This is a genomic window from Vibrio sp. 10N.261.55.C5, from assembly GCF_041470505.1.
Classification (GTDB): domain Bacteria; phylum Pseudomonadota; class Gammaproteobacteria; order Enterobacterales; family Vibrionaceae; genus Vibrio; species Vibrio crassostreae_C.
Genome location: NZ_JBFRMS010000005.1, coordinates 1 through 22,805, shown reverse-complemented (window position 1 = coordinate 22,805; position 22,805 = coordinate 1). Strand labels below are relative to the sequence as shown.

Here is a 22,805-nt window from a genome sequence, read left to right as displayed (position 1 = left end):
TTTATCTCGTATGTGATCAGTTTATCCGTGTAACACTACAGATATTCCGTGTACGTTTACACTGTAAGATATCACTTCATTGAATTCGCTATGATATTGTTTTATATAGTTTTATATGTAGGGTAGTTGCGATAACTATAGGTTTTATACTCACGCTCATATATTCTATTTGGTTGAAATGCATCCAATCATAGTGAATTCTTGATCTATTTATCCGTGTTTTGTGCCAAGACACACCTAAGCCCTGTTCATTTAGATCAGTTTGTCCGTGTCACATGACAGGCGTGGGGGCAAATACCGGTCTTTAATGATCAGTTTATCCGTGTAGTATTACTCTTAATCCGTGTTTATACAGCTGACATGACAATTCTACTGCTTTCAATGATCAGTTTATCCGCGTATTAATACATTTAATCCGTGTTTTTTACCGACGAACCTAACCAAGAGGTTTGATGATCAGTTTATCCGTGTAAATGTACATATTATCCGTGTTTCGCTCACTTGGTGAGTGTCTAGTTTGTGGTAAAACCGTTCTTCTCCCAGTTCTCCGTAACAGTCATCAATACATTACATATTTTCCGTTTAAGCTAACAAACAGGAAGTACTGTTGTTTTGATGGTTTTGTGCTCGGTAAATGTACACTCTTCACGCTATTTGGTCTTATCCTGCTTATGTTTCCTATTCATAACCCCCTTGTTGATCATTTTATCCGTGTATACACATGCTTTTTCGATTAATCACACAATATATCCGTGTTTTTAGTGGTTATTAGATATGGTCACACATATTTTCCGTGCTTCCATCACATATAACCCGTAACTTATTACAGGTTTTCCGTGTTGTTTTGTTTTTCACACACAAAATCCGCGTTTCACACGGGTTTTATGTGATATTGATCCTATCCAATGTACTTTCTTAACCAGTATCCATAGCTGAACCACAGGTTGGACTTATCTCAATGCAACCCAACTCGCCAATGCGACACATCCAAGTGTTGTGACAGCCTCAAAGAAGCCGTTACTGGCTGGCGTCAGTGGCACTCGATATCGAGTGCTTATCGGCCAAAAGAAATTGACTCCCGATTTCGTACAGGCATCTCCTACCAGGTGAGCTATATAGCCAAAAGTCAGCGAGTATGCCCAAGGAAACTCATACGTCGCACACAAGAACCACAGCCCAAACGCAGCAAGTAAACTGTGTAACGCTCCTCGATGCCCAAGAATGCCTTCAATCGGTATACTCAAGAACGGTACAATGCGCCCTACCCTGCTATGTCTCGTGTCAATGTCAGGCAGTAATGCTCCTAACATTGCGAAACCCATACCTGCAAATGACATCCAATAGAATGTGTCTTGCATGGTATTCATGCAGATGTAATAGGCGCTTGCTGTTGTGATTTGATGATTGATTGCCTTCACGCAGCACCACCCTACTCACCCGTGTTGCCGTTCGTTGCTTTATCCACGCGACGCTCTAAGTCTTTAAAGGCAATGTCGCTTGAGGCTCGCACATCACGGAATAAATCATCACTACCGTCGTTGTTCGAATCGTATGGCATGAATGACAGCAAATAGACGCGGTACTGAGTACCTTCTCGAATAACTTCAGTATCCGATACGTCGTAATCAGACAGTTGTGCATTGGCCACCAGCTTATCGATCGTTTTTTCAGTCAACGATACGACTTTGCTTTCCGTTGTTGCTGAATTGGTTGTTTCTGATGTGTACGCACGTTCACTGCCCGATACGATTTGGCGATATTTCTTGGCCAATTCGAACTCAGCGTTAATCTTCGCTTTGGTTACCGCCATGTCTAAGTCAGAACTCATTCCTGTTCCGGCTGCAAAAAAGCCTTCACCGTTAGACTTCGGTGGTTTCATGTACCAAGATGGAATGTTACTCAGTGTCTCATCCACACGGTCAACCGTTGCGTCATGCTTCGCCTTTTCTACTTCCAATTTGGTCATGTCGTTAGATGCACAACCGACTGCCATGATTGAAATCATGAACGCAGCTAATGTTTTCTTTTGAGTCATTTTCATTGGTCTAGTCTCTTTTTAATGAATTAACGCTTTTGTTATACATACGCGAACTCATAGTTGAGAAAATAAATTGAAGTAGCGTTATAGCGACTGGGACCGTTGCGATGATTGCCCCAACACTCATCAAACCTGCCATTTCTTCCAGATAGATATTGACGCTGCTTAGAACGGTTGTGGTGTGTGAAGCTGCGTAGATTAAGCCGACATAAGTAAACACCCCAATCCACAGTGAGCCAGCCATTGCGATTTTGATGTCAGTGAGAGATGGAAGCATGTGCAGTGTTACTGAAGATAAAACCCAGATGAGAAACCACTGTTGCCACCCTGCTTTATTCATGAACAACGTTAGGTCAATTGTGTTGTTATTAAAAAGATACGGTGTCACTTGTGGTGAGAGGAAATACAGTGCGACGATGCCTGTGAAAATTGGGCCAATACTGACTATTACTTTTCGAATTGAACCGGAGATGGTCATTGGGTATTCGTAATTTACGTAGCCGAGCACGGGATTATCTTGAGTCGGCATTTGAAACAGTTTCACTTCGGTTACCTTAAACCCAACCAATTTGCACATCAGGTAATGTCCGAGTTCATGTAAAGGTACACCAACTATTCCCGTGATAAACACGAGTACTCTGCTCTTTTGGAAGCGCTCCATCAGATACTTAAGTACCCAAATGGCGGCAGCAATAGTTAGGAAGTGGATCATAGAGTTACCAATAAACGTAAAGACGGTAATAAGGTAACGTTTCCCTCAAACGATGTTTTCAATTAAAGAGCCAATTTTCGGGCGTTAATTGGCAATATTTATTGTTGACCGTGCCGTGCGTCTATCTTTCGGACCTTTATTTGATACAACTCACACCAATGGAGAACTTGTTGAAGTCTTTCTGGTTTCGTAGATTCATCGATCAAAAGCGCAGCCGCATTAGAAAGCTGTAGCTGTTCAAAATTCAATAGCCGCCCAGCTACACGGCCATCATTGTCATAATCCGCGTTCAGCATCTTGGCTTGATATTGGCACTTTGGAAAGGTCGTATAAGGGGAGTCTGACAGTATCGCGACTTCTCCGGATACATTGCCCAGCAGCAGGCTGACTTTTTCCGTCACGGATAATTCACACTTCTGGCCACGCAGGTCGATAACAGAAAGTACAAACGGCGACTCGGGGATAAGCGTTCTTGCCCAAACACCATTGAGCTTCACATTTGAGGGCAGAGGATGTCTCGCAAAGATATTGAGAAACAACTCATCAGGAACAGCCTTTGGTCCTAAGTTCAACCGGGTGATTATAAATTTCTTCGGTATCTTACCGAGCTCCACCAGCGTGCTCGTGAGCATTGATTCCATTTCGGCTTCTTTCAACCACACCCCGCCTTGCTTTATCGGCAAGTTAAAGCAATCACCATAAAGTCCTTCACCATTTGCGAGCCCTTTCGATTTCAATATCAACGGCACACCTGCGCCACTGCCAGTATTTGTTCTGTGTTTGGCGTATGGAATTACATAGTTCATACCTAGCATATTCGATGTCCATTTTTGATTCTGTCATCATTGGTTATACACCGATTTTGGACTGGTTTAGACAGTTAGGATTTCTTTCAAAGACATTGATATATAAGGGCTCAAGGAGAATTCGCTAATTTTCAAAGTGGGGGGAGATTACTACTAAAAAATGGATTTCGTGATGTATATTCATAACATCACAAACAAGTTTAAGAAGGCATATTATGATTACTGAAATGATTAGCTCGCTAAGAGATTCGGTTACTCCATTTAAATTTGATGGTAGTACTTGTGATGTGCTTAAGGCATACAACAAAGATGGGTCCCCGAGCTGGCTCGATGAAAAAGGTGAGCTCATCGAGGGGATTTACATTGGTATGGAGAACGAGGTTTACCATGCCCTACCCGCGTATTCATCATCTCAGTTGAAACTGCTTGTAAAGAAATCCCCTGCCCACTTTTACAGAAAATACATAAGCGATATTGACCGTGGTAGAACCGTGTCGAAGTCGCTGCAACGCACCTTTGATGCAGGCACTTATGGTCATGAGTTGGTCCTAGAGCCTCATGGGTTCTATGACCGCTATTACCGCGATATTGTGCCAGCTGATTACCCAAATGCCCTTAGAACGGTCGCAGAAATGCAAGCGCTTGTTGAGAAGCTTAACATCCCTAATGTGCCAAAAAGCGCCAATAAAGAGCGTTTGATGAAAGAGTTATTGGCAGTAGAACCGACCCTGCAATTTTGGGATACGGTTTTAGAAGAGCACAACAATAAGGCTATCCATAAAGGTAAAAAAGCGATTGATGCCATTGTCTGGGACGATGCACACCGCGTACACGAAACATGTCGAGATAATGTTGATGCAGATGCATTGATTCAAGATGGGTTACCAGAGATCTCCTTTATCGCTCGCTGCCCAGAAACTGGCTTGTGGCTCAAGTGTCGCTTTGACTGGCTACGCTTCGACTGTATTGCCGTTGATGTAAAAACAACTGCGAGTACGGACCCTGATGCGTTTGCCAAGCAAGCGGGTAACTTGGGATATCACATTCAAGAAGCGTTCTATACCTACGTAGCAAGCTTGCTTGAGGTGAACTTGGGTGCCTTCTTGTTTGCATGCATTGAGTATGTCGATGCTGATTTATGTGAAGTCTATGACTTACAAAGAAAGGAAGAATCGATGATTAAGTTCAAAGATGGGCTACATACATTGGCGACTTGCCTTTCTACAGGCGTATGGACAAAACGCGTGAATCTATCAGGAATCACTTCTATCACTATTCCGAAGTACTGCCGTTAATTGGAGGGCGCTATCATGACTAATCAATCACTAGTATTACAAGCAGTCGAGGCTGCACGTCCTCATTTTTCGACTATCGTTGCTGAGAACCAATCGGGTCTTGATACAGACTTAGAGCTGGAATATGTGGCATACATTCTGGAAAGCTTTGGTGAGTCGATTACCTCTAATATGGATGCGAACTCAGTGTATTGGAGCATACTGAACCAAGCGACCATTGGTTTGTCTGTTGAGGAAGGCTTGAATCACGGCACCTTTTTGTATCGTCACGATTATGTATCGAATTTCTTCGTGTTGGAATTTATGCCGACATACCACGGACTGATTCACTTAGCGTTCGAGTCAGGTGAAATGGCGCAAGTTACAGCGGATCAAGTTTTTAGCAATGACCAATTTGTCTATCATGGCTCTCGTTCACTGCCTGAGCATACTTCTCAAGGTGCCTATGCAAGTGGGGACTTACTATGTGCTTATGCTGTTGGGGAGACACTGGGAGGGCATGTTTATTGTGAAGCACTATCCCGTGAAGAGTTGGATGAGATCGAGCTTATGGCGGCTATGAGTTTCAGTTCTAACCAGTCGGTTTGGAATACTGCATTTGTTGGTCAGATGCGTAAGAAATCTGCAATTCGTAGAATGATGCGCTTGTTGTTCAATCAACTCGGTTTCGATAAGCCTCATTACCGCAGTCGTATTAAAACGCTCATGAGCGTAGAAGATAATATGTGGACGAACATGAAATCCACCATGGACCACGAGATCGCTCGTGGAAAGAAAGAGAAGCAATTATTAAGTTCAAACCAAAACAACGTTCCTGTTAACACCTTTGGACAGCCAATCAAGAACACCAATACTGTGTGTACTTCGAAGGTAGTTACACACACAGGTGAGTCTGCTGCTGATTTGATTAAGCGTGCAGGTTCCACTGATGGACCAAAAATGGAATTTATTCCTCCGGTTCAAGATGCAACAGAACAACCGTCAACTGATAACCCATCGCCAACCACTCTTGGTTCTGATGGCTTTATGGGCGGGTGGGGGTACTAATGACGAACACTGAAACTTACAACGAACCTGAGCGACTGCCTACTGCGAATATCATCACGCAAGGGAAGAAGAATGTATTCCTCACTCATTCTGTAGTGAGTGGTCGCTCCAAAAAACTGATCTACAAAACTAAGCGCAGCGATACCGGCTCTGTCAAAGAAGTTGAGTGTACTCAAGAGCAGGCCGATGTGTATATCCACCAGCAAGTCGTGAAGAGTTTGCGAACACATCCTGATGACATTAACTTGCCACATATGTCTATGTTAGGTCTTCCCAAGGAATATAAGGCAGTGCGTGAAAGAGATGTTCTGGTCCGTTTTCGAGTTCCCGAGGCGTCAATGTCTTGGATAGATAACGACATCCTCTCCGTTGACTCGACGACATGTTTCAATTCAGATTGCAGTTTTTTTCCTACTTCTGGCACAAGTAATTTTACCCTTGCTGTTCTGACAATTTACCCTGTGGATTCTGGATATTTTGCAACGTTGAAAACTGAACAAGGGTATACCGGTCTTCCTATGAGCCATTGGATGTCGTTAGTACCGATATGGCGAAAAACGGTGGTGAAGACAGAAATTGCGATTCTGATTGACAGTGAAGCTCAATCTGATTTACCTGGTCTTGCAAAGATGGCGAATAAACGCGGGTATACTTTCCTCGGAGCGATATCTGGTTTCTTCAATAAAGTAGAAGGCAGTTCTGAAGCTCTCCTTAGTCAGCTATCTGCCTGTAAGCTGTTTGCTGATGCTCGTGTCCCGGCTGAACCTACTATGGACGATGAATTTGGGTTTGCCTTTTCCATGGCCACCAATTCTGTGTATCGATTCGATGCAAGACGCTCAATTCTACTGACCATCATTGATTTCGATTCAAGCACCAATACATGGGTACTTGGCTTTACTGATACCGGTGAGCGATTAACACAGATCCCTTATTCTTATGACGACTTCTTTACGATGGGTTACCAAATTGCTGTTGTGGCGAGTTTTCGTGAGCAAGAATTAGTGAAAGTCTTTAGCTATCAATTCCACTCTAGTTGTCTCGATGAAGAGTCCTCTTCAAGCCAGCTAGAGACGAAAATTTAATATTCGGTGCTGCACCTCAAAGCCAATCTCCCCCCGTTTTCTATTCTCGGCCCCTGTTTATGCTTACCTAACGCCAATATGGGGGGAGGGGGTGTTTTGTTGATTTAGTATCTACTCATCAAAGACAAGAAGGTGATAGATACATGAATACAACTAAAGTGCCGAGCACTCACTCTGATCACGACACACAACCTGTACCCAGTCAGTTAATTGAATCGATGGAACGCTTTGAATTTGATTCGATGACAGAAGCACAGGTAGAAACCGCTTTTGAATACCTAATGGAGCAAGTGTCGTAGAGTATATTTCCGGCATTTTACCCGTGTTCCAATCTGTCATCATGACAGAATAGTAAGAGATTTTGATTGTTTAGTGTGACTAGCTTCATTCTGGTTTGCTTTCATCTTGTTGGCATTTCCACATTCTCATCACACCTGTTTGGTCACTACTACAACAAAATTTCTTTCTCATACATTGAAGCCTAACATTCAGTCAGTTCCCGCGTTTATGTATCGCAGAGCTGACTTTTCGTATGTTAGTGGTGGCTTCAAACCCATTACTCCTTACTCACGTCCGTTTATGAATTGCACAACATGGCCGATAAGTACAATAGTAGGACGCGTCCTACTATTTTAAGTTGTTGTTTTTGTTGTGTTTTGTTTTTTTCCTCTATCGTTCCCCTATCTTTTGCAGAAAAGTACATCATTAGTTTAAAACTGTATCGTAAGTCGAATTTCAATGAATTTATCCAAAATTGACTTATTATATCTTTTCTTACCTTTAATATTGGTTCATACTAGCTTTCAAACAGGCCACTGGTGGATATTGCTATGGGAACAATGACAGAGAAACAGCTCAAGACGCTTGAATTAGTTGACGAACTTGGGGACGGAGGTGCTAAATTCTTGGAATTGCGCCGCGAAACAAATGAAAAGCAACCTCGTTCTTTCACACAAGCTGAGGCATTGAAGTACCTCGAATGTTCTCAAAAGGTATTGACCGATTTAACGAAAGCGTTAGGTATCGATCCTAAACGCTATGCTGAGGTTGGTATTCAGTACTACCTGACTCTTGAAGAGCTGTACTTGATCCGCGATAACATGCCGAATACCACCGTTCTTAAGAAAAGACACAAACCATTCCAAAGAACAGCGAAACAAAAGACGCAGATTATTGCCGTTCAAAACCAAAAGGGCGGGGTATCTAAAACGTCACTGTCCAATACAATAGCAACAGGTTTGGCGATTAACTATCATGTTGGTTACAAGATCTGTCTTATTGACATGGATGGCCAGTCAACTCTGACAAGTTTCTACCCTCCAGTGCATAAACACGAAACCAAACACATTGAGCGAAATGGAGCTAAGTATATTTCTGACGCTCGCACCAGCATTGGCGACTTGATGACTCTTGATCCTAATACAGAGACGTTTCAAGACGATGTGCGCAACGCCGTTTCAGATACGCTCATCCCCAATCTGAAAATTATCCCTGCGTCCCAGTCTGATAGAGACACGGAATCTTTGAGTACCAGCGACGATTTGAAGAAGCAGAATGTTGACCCTACAACGCGTTTGAAAAATATCTTAGATGCACTCGATGGTGAGTTTGACATCATATTGATTGATACTCCGCCTTCATTGGGTTTTGCAACGTTGAACAGTTACTTCGCTGCGACTAGCGTGCTGATTCCGTGTAAGGCGGAACATAACGATACCGATGCAACTTGTGCGTACTTTCAATATCTTGACAGCATCATCGGCAACTTCATTGCTAAAGGTCATCAAGGCTACGATTTTGCGAAGATTGTCATTTCCAACTGGAAGGGCAGTGACTCTGAACTGGATATCTTCAATGCACTAGTCAGTCAGTTTGGCGACGCGGTATTGTCGACCAAAATGAAACACAGTGAAGCCGTGAAACGTTGTGCGTCCGAGCATAGCAGTGTATTCGAATTTTCTAGGTCAATGGACAGTAAGAAAGGTAAAGCGTTGGAAGCGGCGCAGGCAAACTGTAAAGAAGTGGTGGCCGACATTCATAAGCTGATCACGGACGTTTGGAAACAACAGGACAAAGGTGAGGAGCAATAATCATGGCCAATAACCGTCTAAAGAAAATCGCTGCTGCTAACGCTGCTAAGGCCGCACAAGAATCACCTTCAATCACTGAACCTGAAGTGGAGAGTGTGTCGAGCTCACAACGCAAGCCCCAAGCCTTCATGGGTGGTAATGAGCGCGAAACCACTATGACCTTAGCACAGGGGAAGTTGGCTTCCATTGAAGCTTCACTAAAGGAGGGCGGCATTAGTCTCCAAGAGTTTTTAACTGAGACTAAGAAGCTGGACTTTGCGCAAACAGGTCGTGAGATTAAGTCCATTGATGGTACAAGCTACCGTGCTATCCAACGTACCTTGTCATACGATGAGATTATGACTTTGGTTAGGATTGACGTGGACAACGTTCGTGAACAGTCGAGCCGCAATACGATTCAACTCAACAAGATGAGTGATGAAATCGAGTTCGGTATGCAAATTTCACCTGTACTTGCTTACCAAGGTGAAGATGGCCTGATCTATGTCGTGGATGGCTCATGTCGTACTGATATTGCCATGGATAAAAAAGTGGGGCTGGACTTTGAAATATTAGATCAAATCCCAACACCTGAAACCATTACCTGGCTGGTGGCGTCGTCTGACATCAAAACGTCTTTCAATTACTACGAAAAGGGCAAGCTCTATTCTCGTTTGATGGAAGTGAATGATTGGTCGGCGTACAAATTAGAGAAAGAACGTCTATACGAAAAATCAGACATCTCACTCTCCCTCGCTATCTACTCGATGCCTGACAGTCTGAAGAGCCTGTTTTCAAACTATGCCTTTAGTAGCCGAGATGCCAAGTTCCTTCGTAAATTGATCGGCACGGTTTCAGAGAGTGAAGATAAGCAAAGTGCCTTCACGAAATGGATTGACGAAAACCGCTCAGAATTCGAAGCCATGAATGCAGAGGAAGTGAACAAAGAGCTTATTGCACGGTTGAAAGATTGGAGTCCTGTTTCTCCTAAATTGGGGGGCATTAATAAGGAACCTCAATCGTGGGCAAAGAATGGGAAGGTATCGGTATCATTCCAAGTCGTGAGTAAAACAAAGTCGAAAATTGAACTGAACAATGCAACGCCTGAGCAGATTGCTCAATTAGAAGAGTTCAGCAAAACTTTGTTTGGTTAGGGCGGTTTTTGGGTAGTAGGACGCGTCCTACTATAAACTCAGTGGCATAATTATCTCTTGATGCTGGTGGTCAAGCAGCCATGTAATAAAAGCCCTTGCTATAACACGATACTGACTTTCCCTGCGGTCTATTGTCGAACTAAAAAAAAGCTCCCATCATGATGGGAGCTTTCGATAACGATAAGTTATTGATTAAGAGCGTCTTGTAACTGCCCTAATACAAATGCCTTATCTTCTTCACTCTTTAAGTCTAGGGCTTCAATAAACCCTACACTGTTAATGAGTTCCTGCAATTTAACTTTATCCAAAGTTGGGCCAATTAACTCAAGGATATTGTGTAACATATCGACTTGAGCGTAAGGACCATATCCCCGACCCAATTCATGAGAATGGTCGATGAGGGAGTCAGTAAATGAGTTCATAGTAACTCCATACTTGGTGTTCTACCGTACAAAGACAGGTAGGTTGGCGGGTTAGTGTGGTTACTTAGTTTCGGTAACTACTATGTCAGTGCCTGAAAACGAAACAGTGAACGTGAGGTTGTTGAGGTTGCGCTTCATACCAGAGTCCCTGAATGCTTCATCAAGCATTTTTTGAATCAACACTTCAGGGCTTGACGCTCTGAGTTTGTTGTACAATTTCTCAAGCAGATAATTGTCGCGGTCTTTGTCACTTTCACTAAAACATCCCCATTCATCTTCGTAGTTGGCATAGATTCCTAGTGCGGTTGATAAATGTTCTCTTTCTGGAATAACTAACGTTCCATAATCAAATTCATCACCAGACACAACTACGGCATCCGTTTCTATGACTACCTGACCATATTCTCCTTTCAGCGTGTATTGGTCGCACATAACGACAGGTATTGAATACATGCCATTGAGTTTGGCCGTCGAAGTAGGGTTAACCAATTCGATACTGACATCGAGTTCACTCACTTCGCGGATTTCACACTTGTGGATCCAGTGGTCTGCATGCAGGCCGCACACGTTGACAAACAAAACATTTCTTAAGTGCTTCAGGTAGTTGATGTTGATGGTATCTTCTTCACTTTCATGCTCTGGGAGGGCAAAGAGTAAAGATGATTCCACTTCAGCGCGAGAAATCGGCTGTTCAAGTTGGCTATGTTCTACGCCATCATATCCAGCGAGTCCGAGCTCGTAACTTTTGGTATCCCCAATCTCAGACTTCGTTAAATAGTCAACGTTGTTGAGAACTTGAGGGGCATAGTTCACGGCTTTTCTCCATAGTAAACGGTCGAACGCAAACGACTGGCCAAGACGTTTCAGTTCTTTTTGGAGGAACTGCATCATCAGGGTTTGAACACTCGTTCGAATTGATTGCTTGACAGTTTCTGCATCTAACAATTCAGCTCGATCAGGCATTCTTGCTTTTACATCGTCGTTCAAGTGAACGATATGATGAGGGTTTAACTGGTTTGAACTGGTGACCGCATTGGTGCTAGAAATCAGTGCGCCTTGCAGGTATGCCAGCCAAGATAAACCGTTGTGTTTAGTGTCAAAATAGATACTCCCGTATTCGAATTTGTGCTCGATGTATTGGGTCGAACTTTCTAAAGTCGTTCTTGAGTGATTTTTAAACATCAGAACTCCATTTAGAACGACGTCAATGTCATAGCCTTCACCAATTCGATCAACCTCACGGTTATATTTGCTAGAAGTTAAATAGCCAAATAAAGCGTCGGAAATACCTTCCAGTTCAATCAATGTACCGTTCCCTCGCAGGCTGTCTTCTATCACGATAGATTCACCCGAAAGGATGGCTTCAGTACTTGATGAAAGCATTTGATGCTGACTTTGGATTTTGATGTGTTCGCACGCGAAGAGAGTGCTTAAAAATCCCATTCCGTATGGATTACATTTGTCTACATCGCTTGGCCAGCCTGACTCCGCGATAGAAAGAAGCTTTTGCATGTCTGCGATACCCGAACCATCGTCCAGAATCGTTAAGCAGGCACGGCCATTTTCGACTGATGTGGTAAACGATATGGTTGTAGCATTGGCGCGGGAAGCGTTTTGAATCAATTCATTGATCACTTTTCCGGTATTGGAAAAAATCGCACCAAGGTTCGAAAGAAAATTGTTTTCATTAATTTTGATTTGAACTGAGTTGTTTGAGTTAGTCATAGTCTTATCCTCGATATAGGGTAGGTAATGAATCTGCGAAGCGCTGGGTGAGCACATCACAAGGGGTTACAAGCCGGTTATAAGCGCATTCAACGAGACATAAATGCCTGAAGGGGAACGATTGACCGGGAAGTTTCATCCGATTGGATGAGGTTCGTTGTCATTGCTGGACAATGAGGTTTGTTAAGTGCTGGTGGAAGTACCAGGTTCTAACAGGGGGTTAAACTCTGTGTTTGTGAATCGTAAATGTTAGCCAAAGTGTTATGCCTGCCAAAGCCCAAGAGAGTAGGGTGATCAACAAAACATGACGCCATGTTTCACAGAATTCGACCACATTATGGAATGCAGAAGGGAAGTCTGTGCTACGAACGACAAGAACAGGGTGAATACAGAAATAAACCGTCGTTAAACCAAATAGTATGGTGAACAAAGTGCTTAATTTCATGGATAGTTCCTCACGGGTAGGTGATATCGCAGGTACATAAAAAACACCAAAGAGGTGTGTGTTTTGAACCGTTGATTGGGGTTAATTACGGGTAGTAATGCGAGTGGGTAACTCTTGTTGGTGTCAAAGTGCATTGACAGTAAGGACATGCATAGCATGGGAGAATTGGAAGCTCTCCAGCTTGGAGAAAACGATCACTAATACTAGTGATGATGTTTTCGGGTTGAACCGTATCAATCTAGCGTATGGGGCTGAAATAAATGGCAATTAACGAATCCAAAATACATGTTTCGAGCTCTCGTTCAGTGGGTTACGTACTAAGTGGGGGGAGATTGCTAGGCCAGGTATGGGAAACGTCGTATATTGAATTCAACGAATAGCCGGGGAGCAGCAATGGAGAATGAAGTAAAGCGGGTAATGTGGCATAGCCATGGATGTCGTGAGCTGATTGATGTGATGCGTTCATTGTCTCTCAGTGACATCCAATATCTGTGTGAGCAGCCAAGCCCAGTTACCACTGAATTTATTGACGAGTTCGCTCATTCAAAATGTTATGTCTTGTGCGAGGGTTTGATTGTGGCTGGAGAACGTAGCCGGTTCCCGATTCGAGGTGTGATTCTGTCTGAGTATGGCGTTGACCTTCATTACCTCAATGCTTTCGATATTGAAGGGAAAACGATATATATCGATGCCTATGGGCTATTTACACGTATTGAAGATATCTCAAGGCGCTATCAGATCGACGAAGCAAACATGACGGTTTTTGAGTTCGACTTCTATGGACTACAGTGCCGAAACCCTGACATGCCGGTCGTCGTCCTTCGGGAAACGTTAGATGCGCTTAGACAAGGTATTGGTTCACCCGTGGACTACGTTCGCTTTAGAGACAATGCTTGTCGTCACTTGCTATTGAATATTCAAAATGAAATTAACTAGGAGGGAAGTATGTTAGCTCAGTATTTTGATCGTATAGATGAAAGCATCGACGCGTTGCTGGCCACCGACTTAACAGAGACTCAGAAAAAAGCGATCTTGGCGTTGGTGAAAGACTCTAGCGAAGAGGTGTTGGCCTCATATAACAGAGCGGTTCGAGCAGAAACCAAAGTCAATGTGATGAAGACGAAGTATGACACGATCTGTTTGAGTGCGATGGATGCCGCGAGTGGAGTGCATTAAAAAAGGCCACTGTGAAAGTGGCCAAGCTGTGTTGTTTGCTAGTTTTATTGGTTTTGTTACTCCGATTGTTGCGAAGCCAGCCTGTTCATTTCATCTACGGACATTAGCTTAACAACAAGAGAATCTGGTAACTGACCATGCACACTAGCTGCAGGTAGCACCACTTTCCCTTCAGAGTTCAATATCTGGATCATGTTGTTGTTATATTTTTCTATAGCAGCAAAATCATAACCCTGAGATTTAAGAGCCGAAAACGCTTTACCAAACGGGTAAAACACAATGGGGTGTTGGCTTAATGACGTTTCACTTTGTTTGTCGATCACCATCATGGCATAAGCCATTACCCCTGATAGGACCATTAACCACACTAAGATGATCTTCGGCAATAGATTTGACGTCTTACTTTCCGTTTGCGTTTGCGTTGCTTCAATCACGGTCGGTTCTTCGTCGCCTTTAGGTTCGTCGGGCATTGTTGGTTTTGATGCCTTCTCAATGAGTTGTTCAAGCTCCTGACTGGAATTCGACGCCTCAGTTGGTTGGTCATTTTTCTTTTCATTATCACCAGTGGCCATATTAGATCTCCTTAAACGTCAGTTTTAAAGGGGCTTGAAGTAGGAAGGTCACTTCTTGCATTGCTGGTACGTCAACGGTTGGCCAGATTTCTTCCAACATTTTTACGTAGTATTCCGAAATGCGGTCCAAAGATGAGGCGCCACCTTGGAGTACTGCCGAGGTGCCTAGTGTCCCTAGATCGGGTGTTTGAAAGCCTGTTCCGTCAGAGTTGATGTCGACACCCGGCACCCTTGATGGGGCAATACCTTGTGCCAGTCCAGAAAAGAAACCCGCCCACATGGAGCCTTTCAATACTTCACCGTTTCGAGCAACTAACGTGCCTGGAATCCCTGCCTGACCGTCAGAGCCAGTAGCAAAGCCTTGCGCCGCTGCTTCTGCCGTGAGTCCGTCCTCATCGATGCAGACCACTTTTTCTAGTCTCATGTAGGCTCTGCGGTCTGACAATTGACCAATGCCGGATAATAGTGCCTGACAGTCTCTTAGGTCAGCACGATAACCATTTGGCAACAGTGCATCTGTCTTGATGCGCATGACCGCCGGAAGGGGCTCTCTCGCTGAACCAATACTGGTTGGAGCTTGCATGCCTGATAGCAAAGTACCGGTTACAAGGCTGGTGGTTGGCAATGAAATTGAATACCCTTTTTGCTCAGGTTTTTGCTGATAGTTCTTCAAGGCTGCAGCCAACTCCATTTCTTTCTGATTCAATGCCTCACGTTTTTGCGCCTCTGACATTTCATCTTCATCGACCAGTTGGTTCGCTTCTACTAAGGTTTTTACACGCCCGTCTTGCAACAAAATCGCATCATTCCCTTCATCGACACTTCGAATGCCTGCAAGAGCTGGGGGAGGGGAGCTGCGCAACTGGCTCACTTGTTGGTTCGGCACGCCATTAGTGTCGACAGTGATTTCCGTTGCGTTCCCGTGTCGATCTACAACGACTTGGCGGCCTTGTCGGATTTGGTTCGGATCATAGTTGGTTCTTTCCAATTGTCGTTTGCCTGACTTCCATTCGGCAATCTCAGCATCTTGATCGGCCATTTTTTGACGAAGACCATCGACCTCTTGTCTTAACAGGTCGTACTGGTAATTGTCATTACGTGCCGACGACTTTTTATCGATAGCCGAAATTTCAACTAAGGCGTCACGAACTCCGTCAACGTCTTCCCTCTCTAGTTGGGTACGTGTGCTCGAAGGCATGAACACTTTTTCGATTTTATTCGCGTCTGCGTTCGGTCGTTGAATTTTGCCCGGATGAATAAATTGCATCGCAACATAGGCGGCAGGAACAATACAGACGCCAATCACCCCATATCGGAAATTTTTGTTGGTTTCCCAAAGCTCTTTAAAGTTAATCTTCATGGTTCACCTCGATTAATCCAGAAGTGATGGACGTTCATTGCGAGAATGCATACGTTGGTAGTACAGTCGGTCGCGCAATACGTATACTTCGGTTTTTTCTGATGGCTTTAAGGTCGCTTTGTTTAAGATACCCGTTGCGATCACGTCATCATCTACCCAGCAATCCTGCTCTCGCAAAACCACATTTCGATTCGTAACGTTTTTAACCAATACAACGTCCACGATTCGTCGAGACGATATTAAACGTTGTTTCGTCTCTGCATATGTTCCAAATCGACAAGGACGTAACGCGTCTCGCGGAATGTTGGTCTGCAAGTCAAAACCTGTAGGTGTTGCTTTTCCTGCCGTTTGCGCAAACAGTTTGTTGATACCCTCGACGTATGGAGATGACTTAACTTCAGGATCACTGGCAATGGCCAATTCAGATTCCATATCTTGAATGCGCTTTTCTTGCTCAATTTTATCCTGTTTTTTGGACGCCAATACGCGGTTCACTTTTGCTTGTAGTGCTTTGTTGTATCGGACATCGACTTGTACCATTGCAGGCATGACATCAAGTGGCCAAATCGTTAAGTTAACTTGGGTTTCAGGCACCCCTTTTTCGAACATAATGATATTAAAAGGGGCATCGTTGTTAGATGTGAAATAGATAAAGCTACCATCCACTTTCATGACAACATTGGGATCTGAACTGCGAATGTTAATTTCTTTGAAAGAGGTGCGAATACTGTTGAGAATGTACTTTGCTGCAGGCAACGTAATATTGTCTGAAGGGCGTAGTTTGTACTTCTGAACCGGCTTAAACTTTTTCGCCATTTGTCGCTGCATACGTTCGAATGCAGTCAGAGAAGGTTTCGGTGGTTGGGCCGTTGGTGGTGTTGCGACAATCACGTTCTTGTCTGATTGGGTGACTCTTCCAAATTCATCGACGGATTTTGTGCTGACAATAGGTTGCTTCGCAGCTGGGTCATTGATTGGAGTGAATTGACTTAATGACTCTTGCTTATCGGTCGGTAAAGATTTGACTACTTGGTCAACCATTGCCGCAACAGCTGCTTTATTTTCTGGTTGCGTTGTTTGTCGCTCCACTTTCGAGCCAACAGGTTCAATAGGGATGACGTTTTGGTTTGCCATTGCACCGAATGATAACGTGGCACAAAGCAAGGTCGTATATCTAGCGAGGTGATGTAAATTTTTCATAACGGGACCTACTTGTCTTGCTTGCGTTCGATACGATTGCGTTCTATCTGCGGAGCGCCTTCGTATTGGTCAATGGACTTCATCTTTGGACTACCGTGTGCATTGGCAATCTTGAGTTCGTATGTCCAGCGTACTGCACGGCGTTCATCGCTGTTATTGCCGCGTTTCTTCCGCTCAGTAAGCTTACGCTCGCCGTAAACAATCACTTTGTCGTATTTGTTATCGTAGAACACATCTAATACGTTGAACTCTTGCACTTGGTCCCTGATGTCTAAAGCTTTCACATGACTGATCACTTGCTCATTCAATGCATCGTAATCTCGAATGGAGAGCATTGGTTTGAGCGTATCTAAGACAATATCCACATTACGGACATTCACGTTACCAAGCATGCTGGCAATGAATATGCCCCATTGCTTCTTGTAACCTGAGTTGGCTTTGTTGCCTATCATGACAATTTCTTCAGAGAAATTAGGCGGGGTAACAACGGTGATGGGTTTCGCTGTCATTACCTTAAACGCTAGAAATGCGCAGATAATGATGGACAGCCCCATCATCTTCGTCATTTTGTTGCTGTGGTCGATGGCTGCTTGCCAAGAACGTTGGACATTCGAATCTGAATCATGCTCCAGTTCAGACTCATCCTGCCCCTTTTTTTTGCGGTTAAATATATTCATAGCAAACCTCAAACTTTTGCTAAAACAACACATAGAATTTAAAAACGGATCGCTACAAAGAGTTAGCGAAAATAAGTACGGTTAAATGCTTCTGGAAACGATTTACGGGATTTAAAGTTAATGATTCCAGCCCACCACAACATGTGTTTGAGCCGACCTTTGGGATAGTTATCTTTGACCCATGAATAGGCGAGAGCGAAAAGAATGGCGATTCCACCGATAAGTAACAGGTTCTTGCTGATGTGTCCGATAGCGATACCGACAAGCAAAATCCCCGCTGTATCCGACTCCATTCCGATCACCGATTGTTTGTCGTTTACTCGAAGTGGCACATAGGTTTGATTGTTCGGTAGTTGAGGACGAGCATCATTATTGATGTCTAACTTACTCATATGACCCCCTTATGTACTTCTGGGCCTCTTCTATAAGGCCCAGAGACATCTGTTGCTTTATACCGGAAGACCGGCAGTTAGCATGGTAGTGATAATGGTTTGAAGTTGCGCCAGCACCAGCATGATGATGACAGAAACACCAAGACCGATAAGGTTTGGTCGAACCATTGAGAAGATGATGATCCCTGCGAAAGAACAGAACGCGATAATTTGTCCAGGAACACCTTCAGCAAAGCTCACTAGTTCATCAAATAGGCCTTGGAACGCATCACCACCTGAACCGGCAATGGCCGAGACGGTAAAAAACATAAGCGCGAATGTAATTAAGCCGAGGTATGTCGTCTTTGAATCTACTTTTTGTACATCATTGACGTTGATTGTGTTTTGCATAGAAATATCTCCAATAATTCCGGTAAATACCTTTTAAGTAGGCCCTTGAATCATTGCAGGTAACCTAATTTTGAATTCCAAATAGTGAGCCGTTTTTTTAGGTTTATTTGTTTTTTTTCATAAGCACCTGTTATTTATGCTTATTTTTATGTGGCAAAATCTTGATTTATCCAAAATTTCATTGTTGACAATCAATATGCTTTATTGAGTTCCATGCATCGACCAACTGTGACTTTCATATTTCAGGCGGATGACGGGTTCTGAGTACAGAGCTGCAGCCAGAATAGAAAGGGCTTCGATGGCGATGATTTCAACCACCAGCGATACCAAACGGGGGGAGGTTTCTAGGTACTCTGACGAGGGGACGTTACTATCAATAGACAGCGTTTCTGCCGAGGAGAAGAATCATGAATGAACGATATTTGGCTTTCAAACAATGGTGTCCAACTGGCACCAATTGGGAGTTCATGGCTTTTATTGCTAAACGAAAAGCGGAGTTTACGGGTCAACCGGCTTGCTCGGGGCATATCTCTGACCAGAGTGCATTTTCGGCGTATATCAAAGATTGGGTATCCGCTAATACCACCAGCAGCGCCCATTCTTAGATTCCATTATCTAATGGGTTTCTTCATGTGTATGCGGTTTGTAGATTTCCGCTAATGATTTGGGACCTTTCTTTTTGGTCTTTTTGGTGGTGGCAGGGGAGTGGCTGTCGGTTTGTTGGATGGCTTTTTCGTGTTCTTTGGCAGCATCCGAGAACGCATTGCTTTCCATTGCGTTTTTTCGAAGTTTATTCAAGCGGTCGAGTTTTGCTTCAAATTCAGGCGTCATACTATATCTCGCTAGTTATGCACTAACTCTGTTATACGACGAAACCCATGACGGTTTAGCAATTTACCAGTCCATTTTCATGTGTTAGGTAATTTCGCCTTTTTCACTCGCTATTTGTCAATCTGTAAACTCATTTAGATACAATGAGGATGGTATGGAACAATCGTCGAGGGTAAACATGGATCGTGGTATTCAAGAGCAAATCCAACAATGTGCATTCACACTATTTCCTATTCTGGCCAGAACACCACTCAAGCCATTGGCAATTGGGGCTGGTGCTTCTTTACACAAAACGCTCTGCCAATCGTTCGAGCAGGCAGATGTCTCTGTATATCTGGATAGGTTTTTCTCCAGTAGGGAATACAAGCTGGCGTTAATCAATTGCTATCGAGCTTCCTACACCCGGTACAACCTTGATGGTTCGCCATCTTCATCGACAGTGAATGAACATGAATTATTAGGACTCGCACGGCACGGCATTTTTAAAAATAAAAAAGGACTTACTGAAAAGGCTGCTCAATTGGTAAGTGAACAAAAGCGGTACGTCTCTGATCGGAAAAAGCAGTTGAAGGACAAGGTTATGCGATTGAAGCAGTCTGGTTTTAGTGATCAGTTCTTGTTACACCGATTGGGGAAGCGCATCGAGCCGTACCTGAAGGTCAATTCCATCGGCGTCCAATTTTATTCAGAGAACATGATTAACGAAGCGCGAATGATGAAGGAGCGCACTTCTTCTATGACATTGAAAGAAATCAAAGTGTTTCAGAAAGCGCTCTATGACCAAGGCGTTCCGGTGTACTTAATCCTTATGTCCACAAACTATTATGAACCCTTGCTCTATGAGTTGGTCCGAGATGGCGAACCGGATAGCAAGTACTCACAAGTCGCGTAATATATAAACTCAGGTGCTCTTTTTTATGTGGGTATATTTTTACTAATGAAAGGTTGGCGTTGCTTATGCACGCATGTTCAGTAGTCTGAGAACCAATTTGTCGATCGCTCGTTTTTTCGTAAAACTGAGTTTTTCATACGGCTCAGTGTCAAACAAATCGCACATTAGACCGGATTGTCCGTTTTGGTTTACATCGTGTGTTTCGGTGACAAAGCCAGAGCCATCTTCTTTTCTTTGAATCGGCCAGAATGTGCATGTCTCGTCTACACGGTCATTGATCAAAAACACCATATACTCTTGTCGTGTAGGCGACATCGAAGGTTTGATGTCTGGGTTGGTACTCATCCAAGCTTCTAGAACGAACGTGTATTTGAGCACGTTGAGTTTACCCATAAGAACGCGCAGCGCCATGGTCATCTTTTCTTTGCTGTCTTGGTCTGAGATTGGGAACGAATAAATGCGTACTTTGCCATCAGCACATTCCAATACGATTGATGGATCAGCAGTACTTCTTGCCTTGAGTAGATCGTTAGCGACGATTTTTTGATTATTCATGTCCATATTAGCCTCTCTTTGCCTTTCAGGAGTCTGTGTGATTTGTATCAGTCGTAAGTGATCTCGTAGTCACTGCCGTCTTGCCATGGCGTTTGAGTAATGATGTAGGCAACTCGGTTAACCCAATGGCATCCATTGACAATCACCCATTTACTGTCGATAGGCTCCCCCAGCTCATCCTCTTCTTCATCTACGTCAATCTCAATGATCGTCCAAACTCGACTGGCGTCGGTTTTTTTGATGGTTTCTAGGTCGTTGCCATAGGTTTCGAATGAGATGCATTTTTCATCAAGGAAGATGGCGCTACCCCCATTCTCATTGATGATTGGTTTAAAGGATTCCACCCAAGTTTCAAAAGTAAGGTTGTTCATGCTGCATCTCCGTGATTGCGGTTTAGAGATACTTTAGTGGATGAATGTAAGGGCTCCCCCCGTATTGGTTAGCACGGTAGATAGCGATTGACTTGCCACAGTGAGTGGGGGGAGGGGAGATAGGTCGAATCTATTCTTTAGCTGTCATCACACACAACAGATTGGAGAAATCTCATGGCAATGTTTTGGGGCAACAGTTGGTATCAAGTCATTCATGATGAGATCGCATATTGCGGCGTTCTAATGCTATCGAAGTACCCAAGTGCTGATGGTGGTTACGACAGTAAAGGCAATGAGGTTGTAGAAGTGATCATGCCTTCGTTACCTGAAAATTCAGGCTTTTCCTTCATTGAGCATAAAGACCAACGATCAGCGATGCTGGCCTGCAAAAGTCATATCTTAGATAAATCGAGATTGGATTTGCTTGCTCACTTATGGGTGGTCAATGACGCTCAATGTGATCTTGAAGAATATAAGGTTCAGCTGAAATCCGATCCTACCGAACTTCAGTATTGGGAATCGAAAATTGCCTCCAGCAAGGAAACCATTGAAGACTTTCAACTTAAAGCCAAGAACTTGAAGCAAATTCGTAAAAGTAAAATCAAGGAATTCCTCGAAAGCGAAATTGTGGACATCGCGACAAAGCAAGCTCAAGAGGTGGCATTAGCTGACTAAAACGGGACGTAATGGTGTACCCAGTCCCCCGAACTTTTTTAATTTGGAGATAGACATGAAGCAATTATTTTTAGTCGTTACACACGCAGAAGGCGGCGAACCTGAATCATACCTTGTGCATGCCACGGACGAAGACATGGCATGGGATAGGCTCCTTCATTGGCTTGAAACCAACCAGTTACTTGATGGTACGACCGAGCAATACCTAGACCATTGCAAGCTCTTGGATGACATGCAAAGAGCAGCAGTTGAAGCGCCGGATGAGGTATGTCAGTTCGATGCTACTTATGAGGCGTTGGATTTCGAGTTCCTTGAAGTATTCGCTCGTGAGTCTCTGCCTGATGTGGAAGCCGCTGTCTTGTCGTCGCTGATGGAAAAGCTCAAAGCCGCTCATGAAGCTCGCTATTGCTAAATGACACCTTGTTCGATTCTTTCTCTTAACACCTTGGAGATCATGACATGAAAGTTGATGTGTATCTGAACTTACATCGCTCCACTGATACGACGCGTGTGTATTCTATTCGGTCACGAGAGAAAGAGTCTTATGGGAAGGTGATTGGCTACAGTCCTTCATTGTCATTGATGGACTGCGAGTTTGTCGTAAGCGAGAAGGGGCAAGCAAGAGTTAAACGTGAGAAATCAAAACTGGTGCATGCTGTTGTCGGTGAACAACAAAGATTGAAACTTTTCTGTTACGCAGAGCTGATTGCTACGTGACGCTATAGCAAAGATTTGACAATAAAGATCAAAACTCAATTTCACTCAATAGGCCAACTTAAAGCAAGAAGTAACAATAAAGTTAGAAACTTTTAGATGCTTTTTGTCGTAGTCTGTCTTTTGTTGTGATTACCGAGGGAGGTTGACGGTCTAAATACCGAAGGATTCTGTCGTTGCTTTATTCATAGTAGTCCACTAT

29 protein-coding genes are annotated in these 22,805 nt (G+C 43.7%); 13 read left to right on the top strand and 16 right to left on the bottom strand.

What is annotated here, in order from left to right:
- Positions 1-950: 950 nt before the first annotated feature.
- The 4 genes from AB4263_RS01010 to AB4263_RS00995 form a co-directional block, all read right to left on the bottom strand.
- Positions 951-1,418, bottom strand: coding sequence for a metal-dependent hydrolase (locus AB4263_RS01010; protein ID WP_102305722.1), 468 nt, complete (start codon positions 1,416-1,418; stop codon positions 951-953).
- Between the two features lie 11 nt (positions 1,419-1,429).
- Positions 1,430-2,041, bottom strand: a complete 612-nt coding sequence (locus AB4263_RS01005; protein ID WP_136987030.1) for an LPP20 family lipoprotein — start codon at positions 2,039-2,041, stop codon at positions 1,430-1,432.
- Positions 2,042-2,045: 4 nt separating this feature from the next.
- Positions 2,046-2,750, bottom strand: a complete 705-nt coding sequence (locus tag AB4263_RS01000) for a hypothetical protein (protein WP_102423357.1) — start codon at positions 2,748-2,750, stop codon at positions 2,046-2,048.
- A 98-nt stretch (positions 2,751-2,848) separates the two neighbouring features.
- Complete coding sequence (locus AB4263_RS00995; RefSeq protein ID WP_136987029.1) at positions 2,849-3,565, bottom strand: hypothetical protein; 717 nt, start codon at positions 3,563-3,565, stop codon at positions 2,849-2,851.
- 206 nt (positions 3,566-3,771) lie between these two features.
- On the opposite strand from AB4263_RS00995, the gene AB4263_RS00990 reads away from it, so the two are divergent.
- The 6 genes from AB4263_RS00990 (at position 3,772) to AB4263_RS00965 (ending at position 10,206) form a co-directional block, all read left to right on the top strand.
- Complete coding sequence (locus AB4263_RS00990; RefSeq protein ID WP_136987028.1) at positions 3,772-4,851, top strand: PD-(D/E)XK nuclease-like domain-containing protein; 1,080 nt, start codon at positions 3,772-3,774, stop codon at positions 4,849-4,851.
- Positions 4,852-4,866: 15 nt separating this feature from the next.
- The gene (locus AB4263_RS00985; RefSeq protein WP_081230253.1) at positions 4,867-5,898 is read left to right on the top strand and encodes a recombinase RecT; all 1,032 of its coding nucleotides are present in this window, start codon (positions 4,867-4,869) and stop codon (positions 5,896-5,898) included.
- Complete coding sequence (locus tag AB4263_RS00980) at positions 5,898-6,983, top strand: hypothetical protein (protein WP_154724029.1); 1,086 nt, start codon at positions 5,898-5,900, stop codon at positions 6,981-6,983. Before AB4263_RS00985 ends, AB4263_RS00980 begins: the two co-directional genes overlap by 1 nt.
- 143 nt (positions 6,984-7,126) lie before the next feature.
- Positions 7,127-7,282 (top strand): hypothetical protein, encoded by a 156-nt coding sequence (locus AB4263_RS00975; RefSeq protein WP_154724030.1) that lies wholly within the window; start codon positions 7,127-7,129, stop codon positions 7,280-7,282.
- A gap of 531 nt (positions 7,283-7,813) precedes the next feature.
- Positions 7,814-9,073 (top strand): ParA family protein, encoded by a 1,260-nt coding sequence (locus AB4263_RS00970; protein ID WP_372050575.1) that lies wholly within the window; start codon positions 7,814-7,816, stop codon positions 9,071-9,073.
- Positions 9,074-9,075: 2 nt separating this feature from the next.
- Entirely contained in the window at positions 9,076-10,206 is a 1,131-nt protein-coding gene (locus AB4263_RS00965) for a hypothetical protein (RefSeq protein WP_136987026.1), read from the top strand.
- A 185-nt stretch (positions 10,207-10,391) separates the two neighbouring features.
- On the opposite strand, the gene AB4263_RS00960 is transcribed toward AB4263_RS00965, so the two are convergent.
- The 3 genes from AB4263_RS00960 to AB4263_RS00950 all read right to left on the bottom strand — a co-directional run bounded on the left by AB4263_RS00960 (position 10,392) and on the right by AB4263_RS00950 (position 12,798).
- Positions 10,392-10,628, bottom strand: coding sequence for a hypothetical protein (locus AB4263_RS00960; RefSeq protein WP_086714996.1), 237 nt, complete (start codon positions 10,626-10,628; stop codon positions 10,392-10,394).
- 60 nt (positions 10,629-10,688) lie between these two features.
- Positions 10,689-12,353: an ATP-binding protein gene (locus AB4263_RS00955; protein WP_372050576.1), complete on the bottom strand. Its 1,665-nt coding sequence runs from the start codon at positions 12,351-12,353 to the stop codon at positions 10,689-10,691.
- 220 nt (positions 12,354-12,573) lie between these two features.
- Positions 12,574-12,798, bottom strand: a complete 225-nt coding sequence (locus tag AB4263_RS00950; RefSeq protein WP_133150982.1) for a hypothetical protein — start codon at positions 12,796-12,798, stop codon at positions 12,574-12,576.
- A 393-nt stretch (positions 12,799-13,191) separates the two neighbouring features.
- On the opposite strand from AB4263_RS00950, the gene AB4263_RS00945 reads away from it, so the two are divergent.
- The gene (locus AB4263_RS00945; RefSeq protein WP_136987024.1) at positions 13,192-13,734 is read left to right on the top strand and encodes a hypothetical protein; all 543 of its coding nucleotides are present in this window, start codon (positions 13,192-13,194) and stop codon (positions 13,732-13,734) included.
- Positions 13,735-13,743: 9 nt separating this feature from the next.
- Entirely contained in the window at positions 13,744-13,974 is a 231-nt protein-coding gene (locus AB4263_RS00940; protein ID WP_086714999.1) for a hypothetical protein, read from the top strand.
- 56 nt (positions 13,975-14,030) lie between these two features.
- Here AB4263_RS00940 and AB4263_RS00935 read toward each other — a convergent pair whose 3' ends face one another.
- The 6 genes from AB4263_RS00935 to AB4263_RS00910 all read right to left on the bottom strand — a co-directional run bounded on the left by AB4263_RS00935 (position 14,031) and on the right by AB4263_RS00910 (position 18,565).
- Complete coding sequence (locus AB4263_RS00935; protein ID WP_136987023.1) at positions 14,031-14,546, bottom strand: hypothetical protein; 516 nt, start codon at positions 14,544-14,546, stop codon at positions 14,031-14,033.
- Position 14,547: 1 nt separating this feature from the next.
- Positions 14,548-15,906 carry a TraB/VirB10 family protein gene (locus tag AB4263_RS00930; protein ID WP_136987022.1) on the bottom strand — a complete coding sequence of 453 codons (1,359 nt, stop codon included), beginning with the start codon at positions 15,904-15,906 and terminating at the stop codon, positions 14,548-14,550.
- Between the two features lie 12 nt (positions 15,907-15,918).
- Complete coding sequence (locus AB4263_RS00925) at positions 15,919-17,106, bottom strand: hypothetical protein (RefSeq protein WP_372050577.1); 1,188 nt, start codon at positions 17,104-17,106, stop codon at positions 15,919-15,921.
- Positions 17,107-17,114: 8 nt separating this feature from the next.
- Positions 17,115-17,783 (bottom strand): TraE/TraK family type IV conjugative transfer system protein, encoded by a 669-nt coding sequence (locus AB4263_RS00920; protein ID WP_372050578.1) that lies wholly within the window; start codon positions 17,781-17,783, stop codon positions 17,115-17,117.
- Between the two features lie 62 nt (positions 17,784-17,845).
- Complete coding sequence (locus AB4263_RS00915; RefSeq protein WP_136987019.1) at positions 17,846-18,175, bottom strand: type IV conjugative transfer system protein TraL; 330 nt, start codon at positions 18,173-18,175, stop codon at positions 17,846-17,848.
- 57 nt (positions 18,176-18,232) lie between these two features.
- Positions 18,233-18,565, bottom strand: coding sequence for a hypothetical protein (locus AB4263_RS00910; protein ID WP_081230238.1), 333 nt, complete (start codon positions 18,563-18,565; stop codon positions 18,233-18,235).
- A gap of 407 nt (positions 18,566-18,972) precedes the next feature.
- Between AB4263_RS00910 and AB4263_RS00905 the strand changes: the two genes are divergently transcribed.
- The gene (locus AB4263_RS00905; RefSeq protein ID WP_081230237.1) at positions 18,973-19,170 is read left to right on the top strand and encodes a hypothetical protein; all 198 of its coding nucleotides are present in this window, start codon (positions 18,973-18,975) and stop codon (positions 19,168-19,170) included.
- Between the two features lie 10 nt (positions 19,171-19,180).
- Here AB4263_RS00905 and AB4263_RS00900 read toward each other — a convergent pair whose 3' ends face one another.
- A complete protein-coding gene (locus AB4263_RS00900) occupies positions 19,181-19,396 on the bottom strand; it encodes a hypothetical protein (RefSeq protein WP_154724035.1) in 216 nt (71 codons plus the stop codon).
- A gap of 154 nt (positions 19,397-19,550) precedes the next feature.
- Here AB4263_RS00900 and AB4263_RS00895 point away from each other — a divergent pair, with 154 nt between their 5' ends.
- Positions 19,551-20,288, top strand: a complete 738-nt coding sequence (locus AB4263_RS00895; protein ID WP_372097209.1) for a hypothetical protein — start codon at positions 19,551-19,553, stop codon at positions 20,286-20,288.
- Positions 20,289-20,351: 63 nt separating this feature from the next.
- Here AB4263_RS00895 and AB4263_RS00890 read toward each other — a convergent pair whose 3' ends face one another.
- Together AB4263_RS00890 and AB4263_RS00885 are read right to left on the bottom strand one after the other, a co-directional pair.
- Positions 20,352-20,849, bottom strand: a complete 498-nt coding sequence (locus tag AB4263_RS00890) for a hypothetical protein (RefSeq protein ID WP_372050581.1) — start codon at positions 20,847-20,849, stop codon at positions 20,352-20,354.
- Between the two features lie 41 nt (positions 20,850-20,890).
- Positions 20,891-21,214 carry a hypothetical protein gene (locus AB4263_RS00885; protein ID WP_154724134.1) on the bottom strand — a complete coding sequence of 108 codons (324 nt, stop codon included), beginning with the start codon at positions 21,212-21,214 and terminating at the stop codon, positions 20,891-20,893.
- Positions 21,215-21,388: 174 nt separating this feature from the next.
- Here AB4263_RS00885 and AB4263_RS00880 point away from each other — a divergent pair, with 174 nt between their 5' ends.
- The 3 genes from AB4263_RS00880 to AB4263_RS00870 are packed head-to-tail and all read left to right on the top strand — an operon-like array spanning position 21,389 to position 22,606.
- On the top strand, positions 21,389-21,889 hold the full coding sequence (locus tag AB4263_RS00880) for a hypothetical protein (protein ID WP_154724135.1): 501 nt from the start codon (positions 21,389-21,391) through the stop codon (positions 21,887-21,889).
- Positions 21,890-21,944: 55 nt separating this feature from the next.
- The gene (locus AB4263_RS00875) at positions 21,945-22,301 is read left to right on the top strand and encodes a hypothetical protein (protein ID WP_102305698.1); all 357 of its coding nucleotides are present in this window, start codon (positions 21,945-21,947) and stop codon (positions 22,299-22,301) included.
- A 47-nt stretch (positions 22,302-22,348) separates the two neighbouring features.
- On the top strand, positions 22,349-22,606 hold the full coding sequence (locus tag AB4263_RS00870) for a hypothetical protein (protein ID WP_154724136.1): 258 nt from the start codon (positions 22,349-22,351) through the stop codon (positions 22,604-22,606).
- Positions 22,607-22,805: the final 199 nt, after the last annotated feature.

Coding starts and splice junctions, on each gene's coding strand:
- AB4263_RS00895 (WP_372097209.1), top strand. CDS start 19,551: ATGGAACAATCGTCGAGGGTAAACATGGATCGTGGTATTCAAGAGCAA.
- AB4263_RS00940 (WP_086714999.1), top strand. CDS start 13,744: ATGTTAGCTCAGTATTTTGATCGTATAGATGAAAGCATCGACGCGTTG.
- AB4263_RS01000 (WP_102423357.1), bottom strand. CDS start 2,750: ATGATCCACTTCCTAACTATTGCTGCCGCCATTTGGGTACTTAAGTAT.
- AB4263_RS00985 (WP_081230253.1), top strand. CDS start 4,867: ATGACTAATCAATCACTAGTATTACAAGCAGTCGAGGCTGCACGTCCT.
- AB4263_RS00925 (WP_372050577.1), bottom strand. CDS start 17,106: ATGAAAAATTTACATCACCTCGCTAGATATACGACCTTGCTTTGTGCC.
- AB4263_RS00875 (WP_102305698.1), top strand. CDS start 21,945: ATGAAGCAATTATTTTTAGTCGTTACACACGCAGAAGGCGGCGAACCT.
- AB4263_RS00970 (WP_372050575.1), top strand. CDS start 7,814: ATGGGAACAATGACAGAGAAACAGCTCAAGACGCTTGAATTAGTTGAC.
- AB4263_RS00960 (WP_086714996.1), bottom strand. CDS start 10,628: ATGAACTCATTTACTGACTCCCTCATCGACCATTCTCATGAATTGGGT.
- AB4263_RS00870 (WP_154724136.1), top strand. CDS start 22,349: ATGAAAGTTGATGTGTATCTGAACTTACATCGCTCCACTGATACGACG.
- AB4263_RS00935 (WP_136987023.1), bottom strand. CDS start 14,546: ATGGCCACTGGTGATAATGAAAAGAAAAATGACCAACCAACTGAGGCG.
- AB4263_RS00975 (WP_154724030.1), top strand. CDS start 7,127: ATGAATACAACTAAAGTGCCGAGCACTCACTCTGATCACGACACACAA.
- AB4263_RS00930 (WP_136987022.1), bottom strand. CDS start 15,906: ATGAAGATTAACTTTAAAGAGCTTTGGGAAACCAACAAAAATTTCCGA.
- AB4263_RS00950 (WP_133150982.1), bottom strand. CDS start 12,798: ATGAAATTAAGCACTTTGTTCACCATACTATTTGGTTTAACGACGGTT.
- AB4263_RS00915 (WP_136987019.1), bottom strand. CDS start 18,175: ATGAGTAAGTTAGACATCAATAATGATGCTCGTCCTCAACTACCGAAC.
- AB4263_RS00905 (WP_081230237.1), top strand. CDS start 18,973: ATGAATGAACGATATTTGGCTTTCAAACAATGGTGTCCAACTGGCACC.
- AB4263_RS01005 (WP_136987030.1), bottom strand. CDS start 2,041: ATGAAAATGACTCAAAAGAAAACATTAGCTGCGTTCATGATTTCAATC.
- AB4263_RS00910 (WP_081230238.1), bottom strand. CDS start 18,565: ATGCAAAACACAATCAACGTCAATGATGTACAAAAAGTAGATTCAAAG.
- AB4263_RS00955 (WP_372050576.1), bottom strand. CDS start 12,353: ATGACTAACTCAAACAACTCAGTTCAAATCAAAATTAATGAAAACAAT.
- AB4263_RS00890 (WP_372050581.1), bottom strand. CDS start 20,849: ATGGACATGAATAATCAAAAAATCGTCGCTAACGATCTACTCAAGGCA.
- AB4263_RS00990 (WP_136987028.1), top strand. CDS start 3,772: ATGATTACTGAAATGATTAGCTCGCTAAGAGATTCGGTTACTCCATTT.
- AB4263_RS00880 (WP_154724135.1), top strand. CDS start 21,389: ATGGCAATGTTTTGGGGCAACAGTTGGTATCAAGTCATTCATGATGAG.
- AB4263_RS00980 (WP_154724029.1), top strand. CDS start 5,898: ATGACGAACACTGAAACTTACAACGAACCTGAGCGACTGCCTACTGCG.
- AB4263_RS00995 (WP_136987029.1), bottom strand. CDS start 3,565: ATGCTAGGTATGAACTATGTAATTCCATACGCCAAACACAGAACAAAT.
- AB4263_RS00945 (WP_136987024.1), top strand. CDS start 13,192: ATGGAGAATGAAGTAAAGCGGGTAATGTGGCATAGCCATGGATGTCGT.
- AB4263_RS00920 (WP_372050578.1), bottom strand. CDS start 17,783: ATGAATATATTTAACCGCAAAAAAAAGGGGCAGGATGAGTCTGAACTG.
- AB4263_RS00965 (WP_136987026.1), top strand. CDS start 9,076: ATGGCCAATAACCGTCTAAAGAAAATCGCTGCTGCTAACGCTGCTAAG.
- AB4263_RS00900 (WP_154724035.1), bottom strand. CDS start 19,396: ATGACGCCTGAATTTGAAGCAAAACTCGACCGCTTGAATAAACTTCGA.
- AB4263_RS00885 (WP_154724134.1), bottom strand. CDS start 21,214: ATGAACAACCTTACTTTTGAAACTTGGGTGGAATCCTTTAAACCAATC.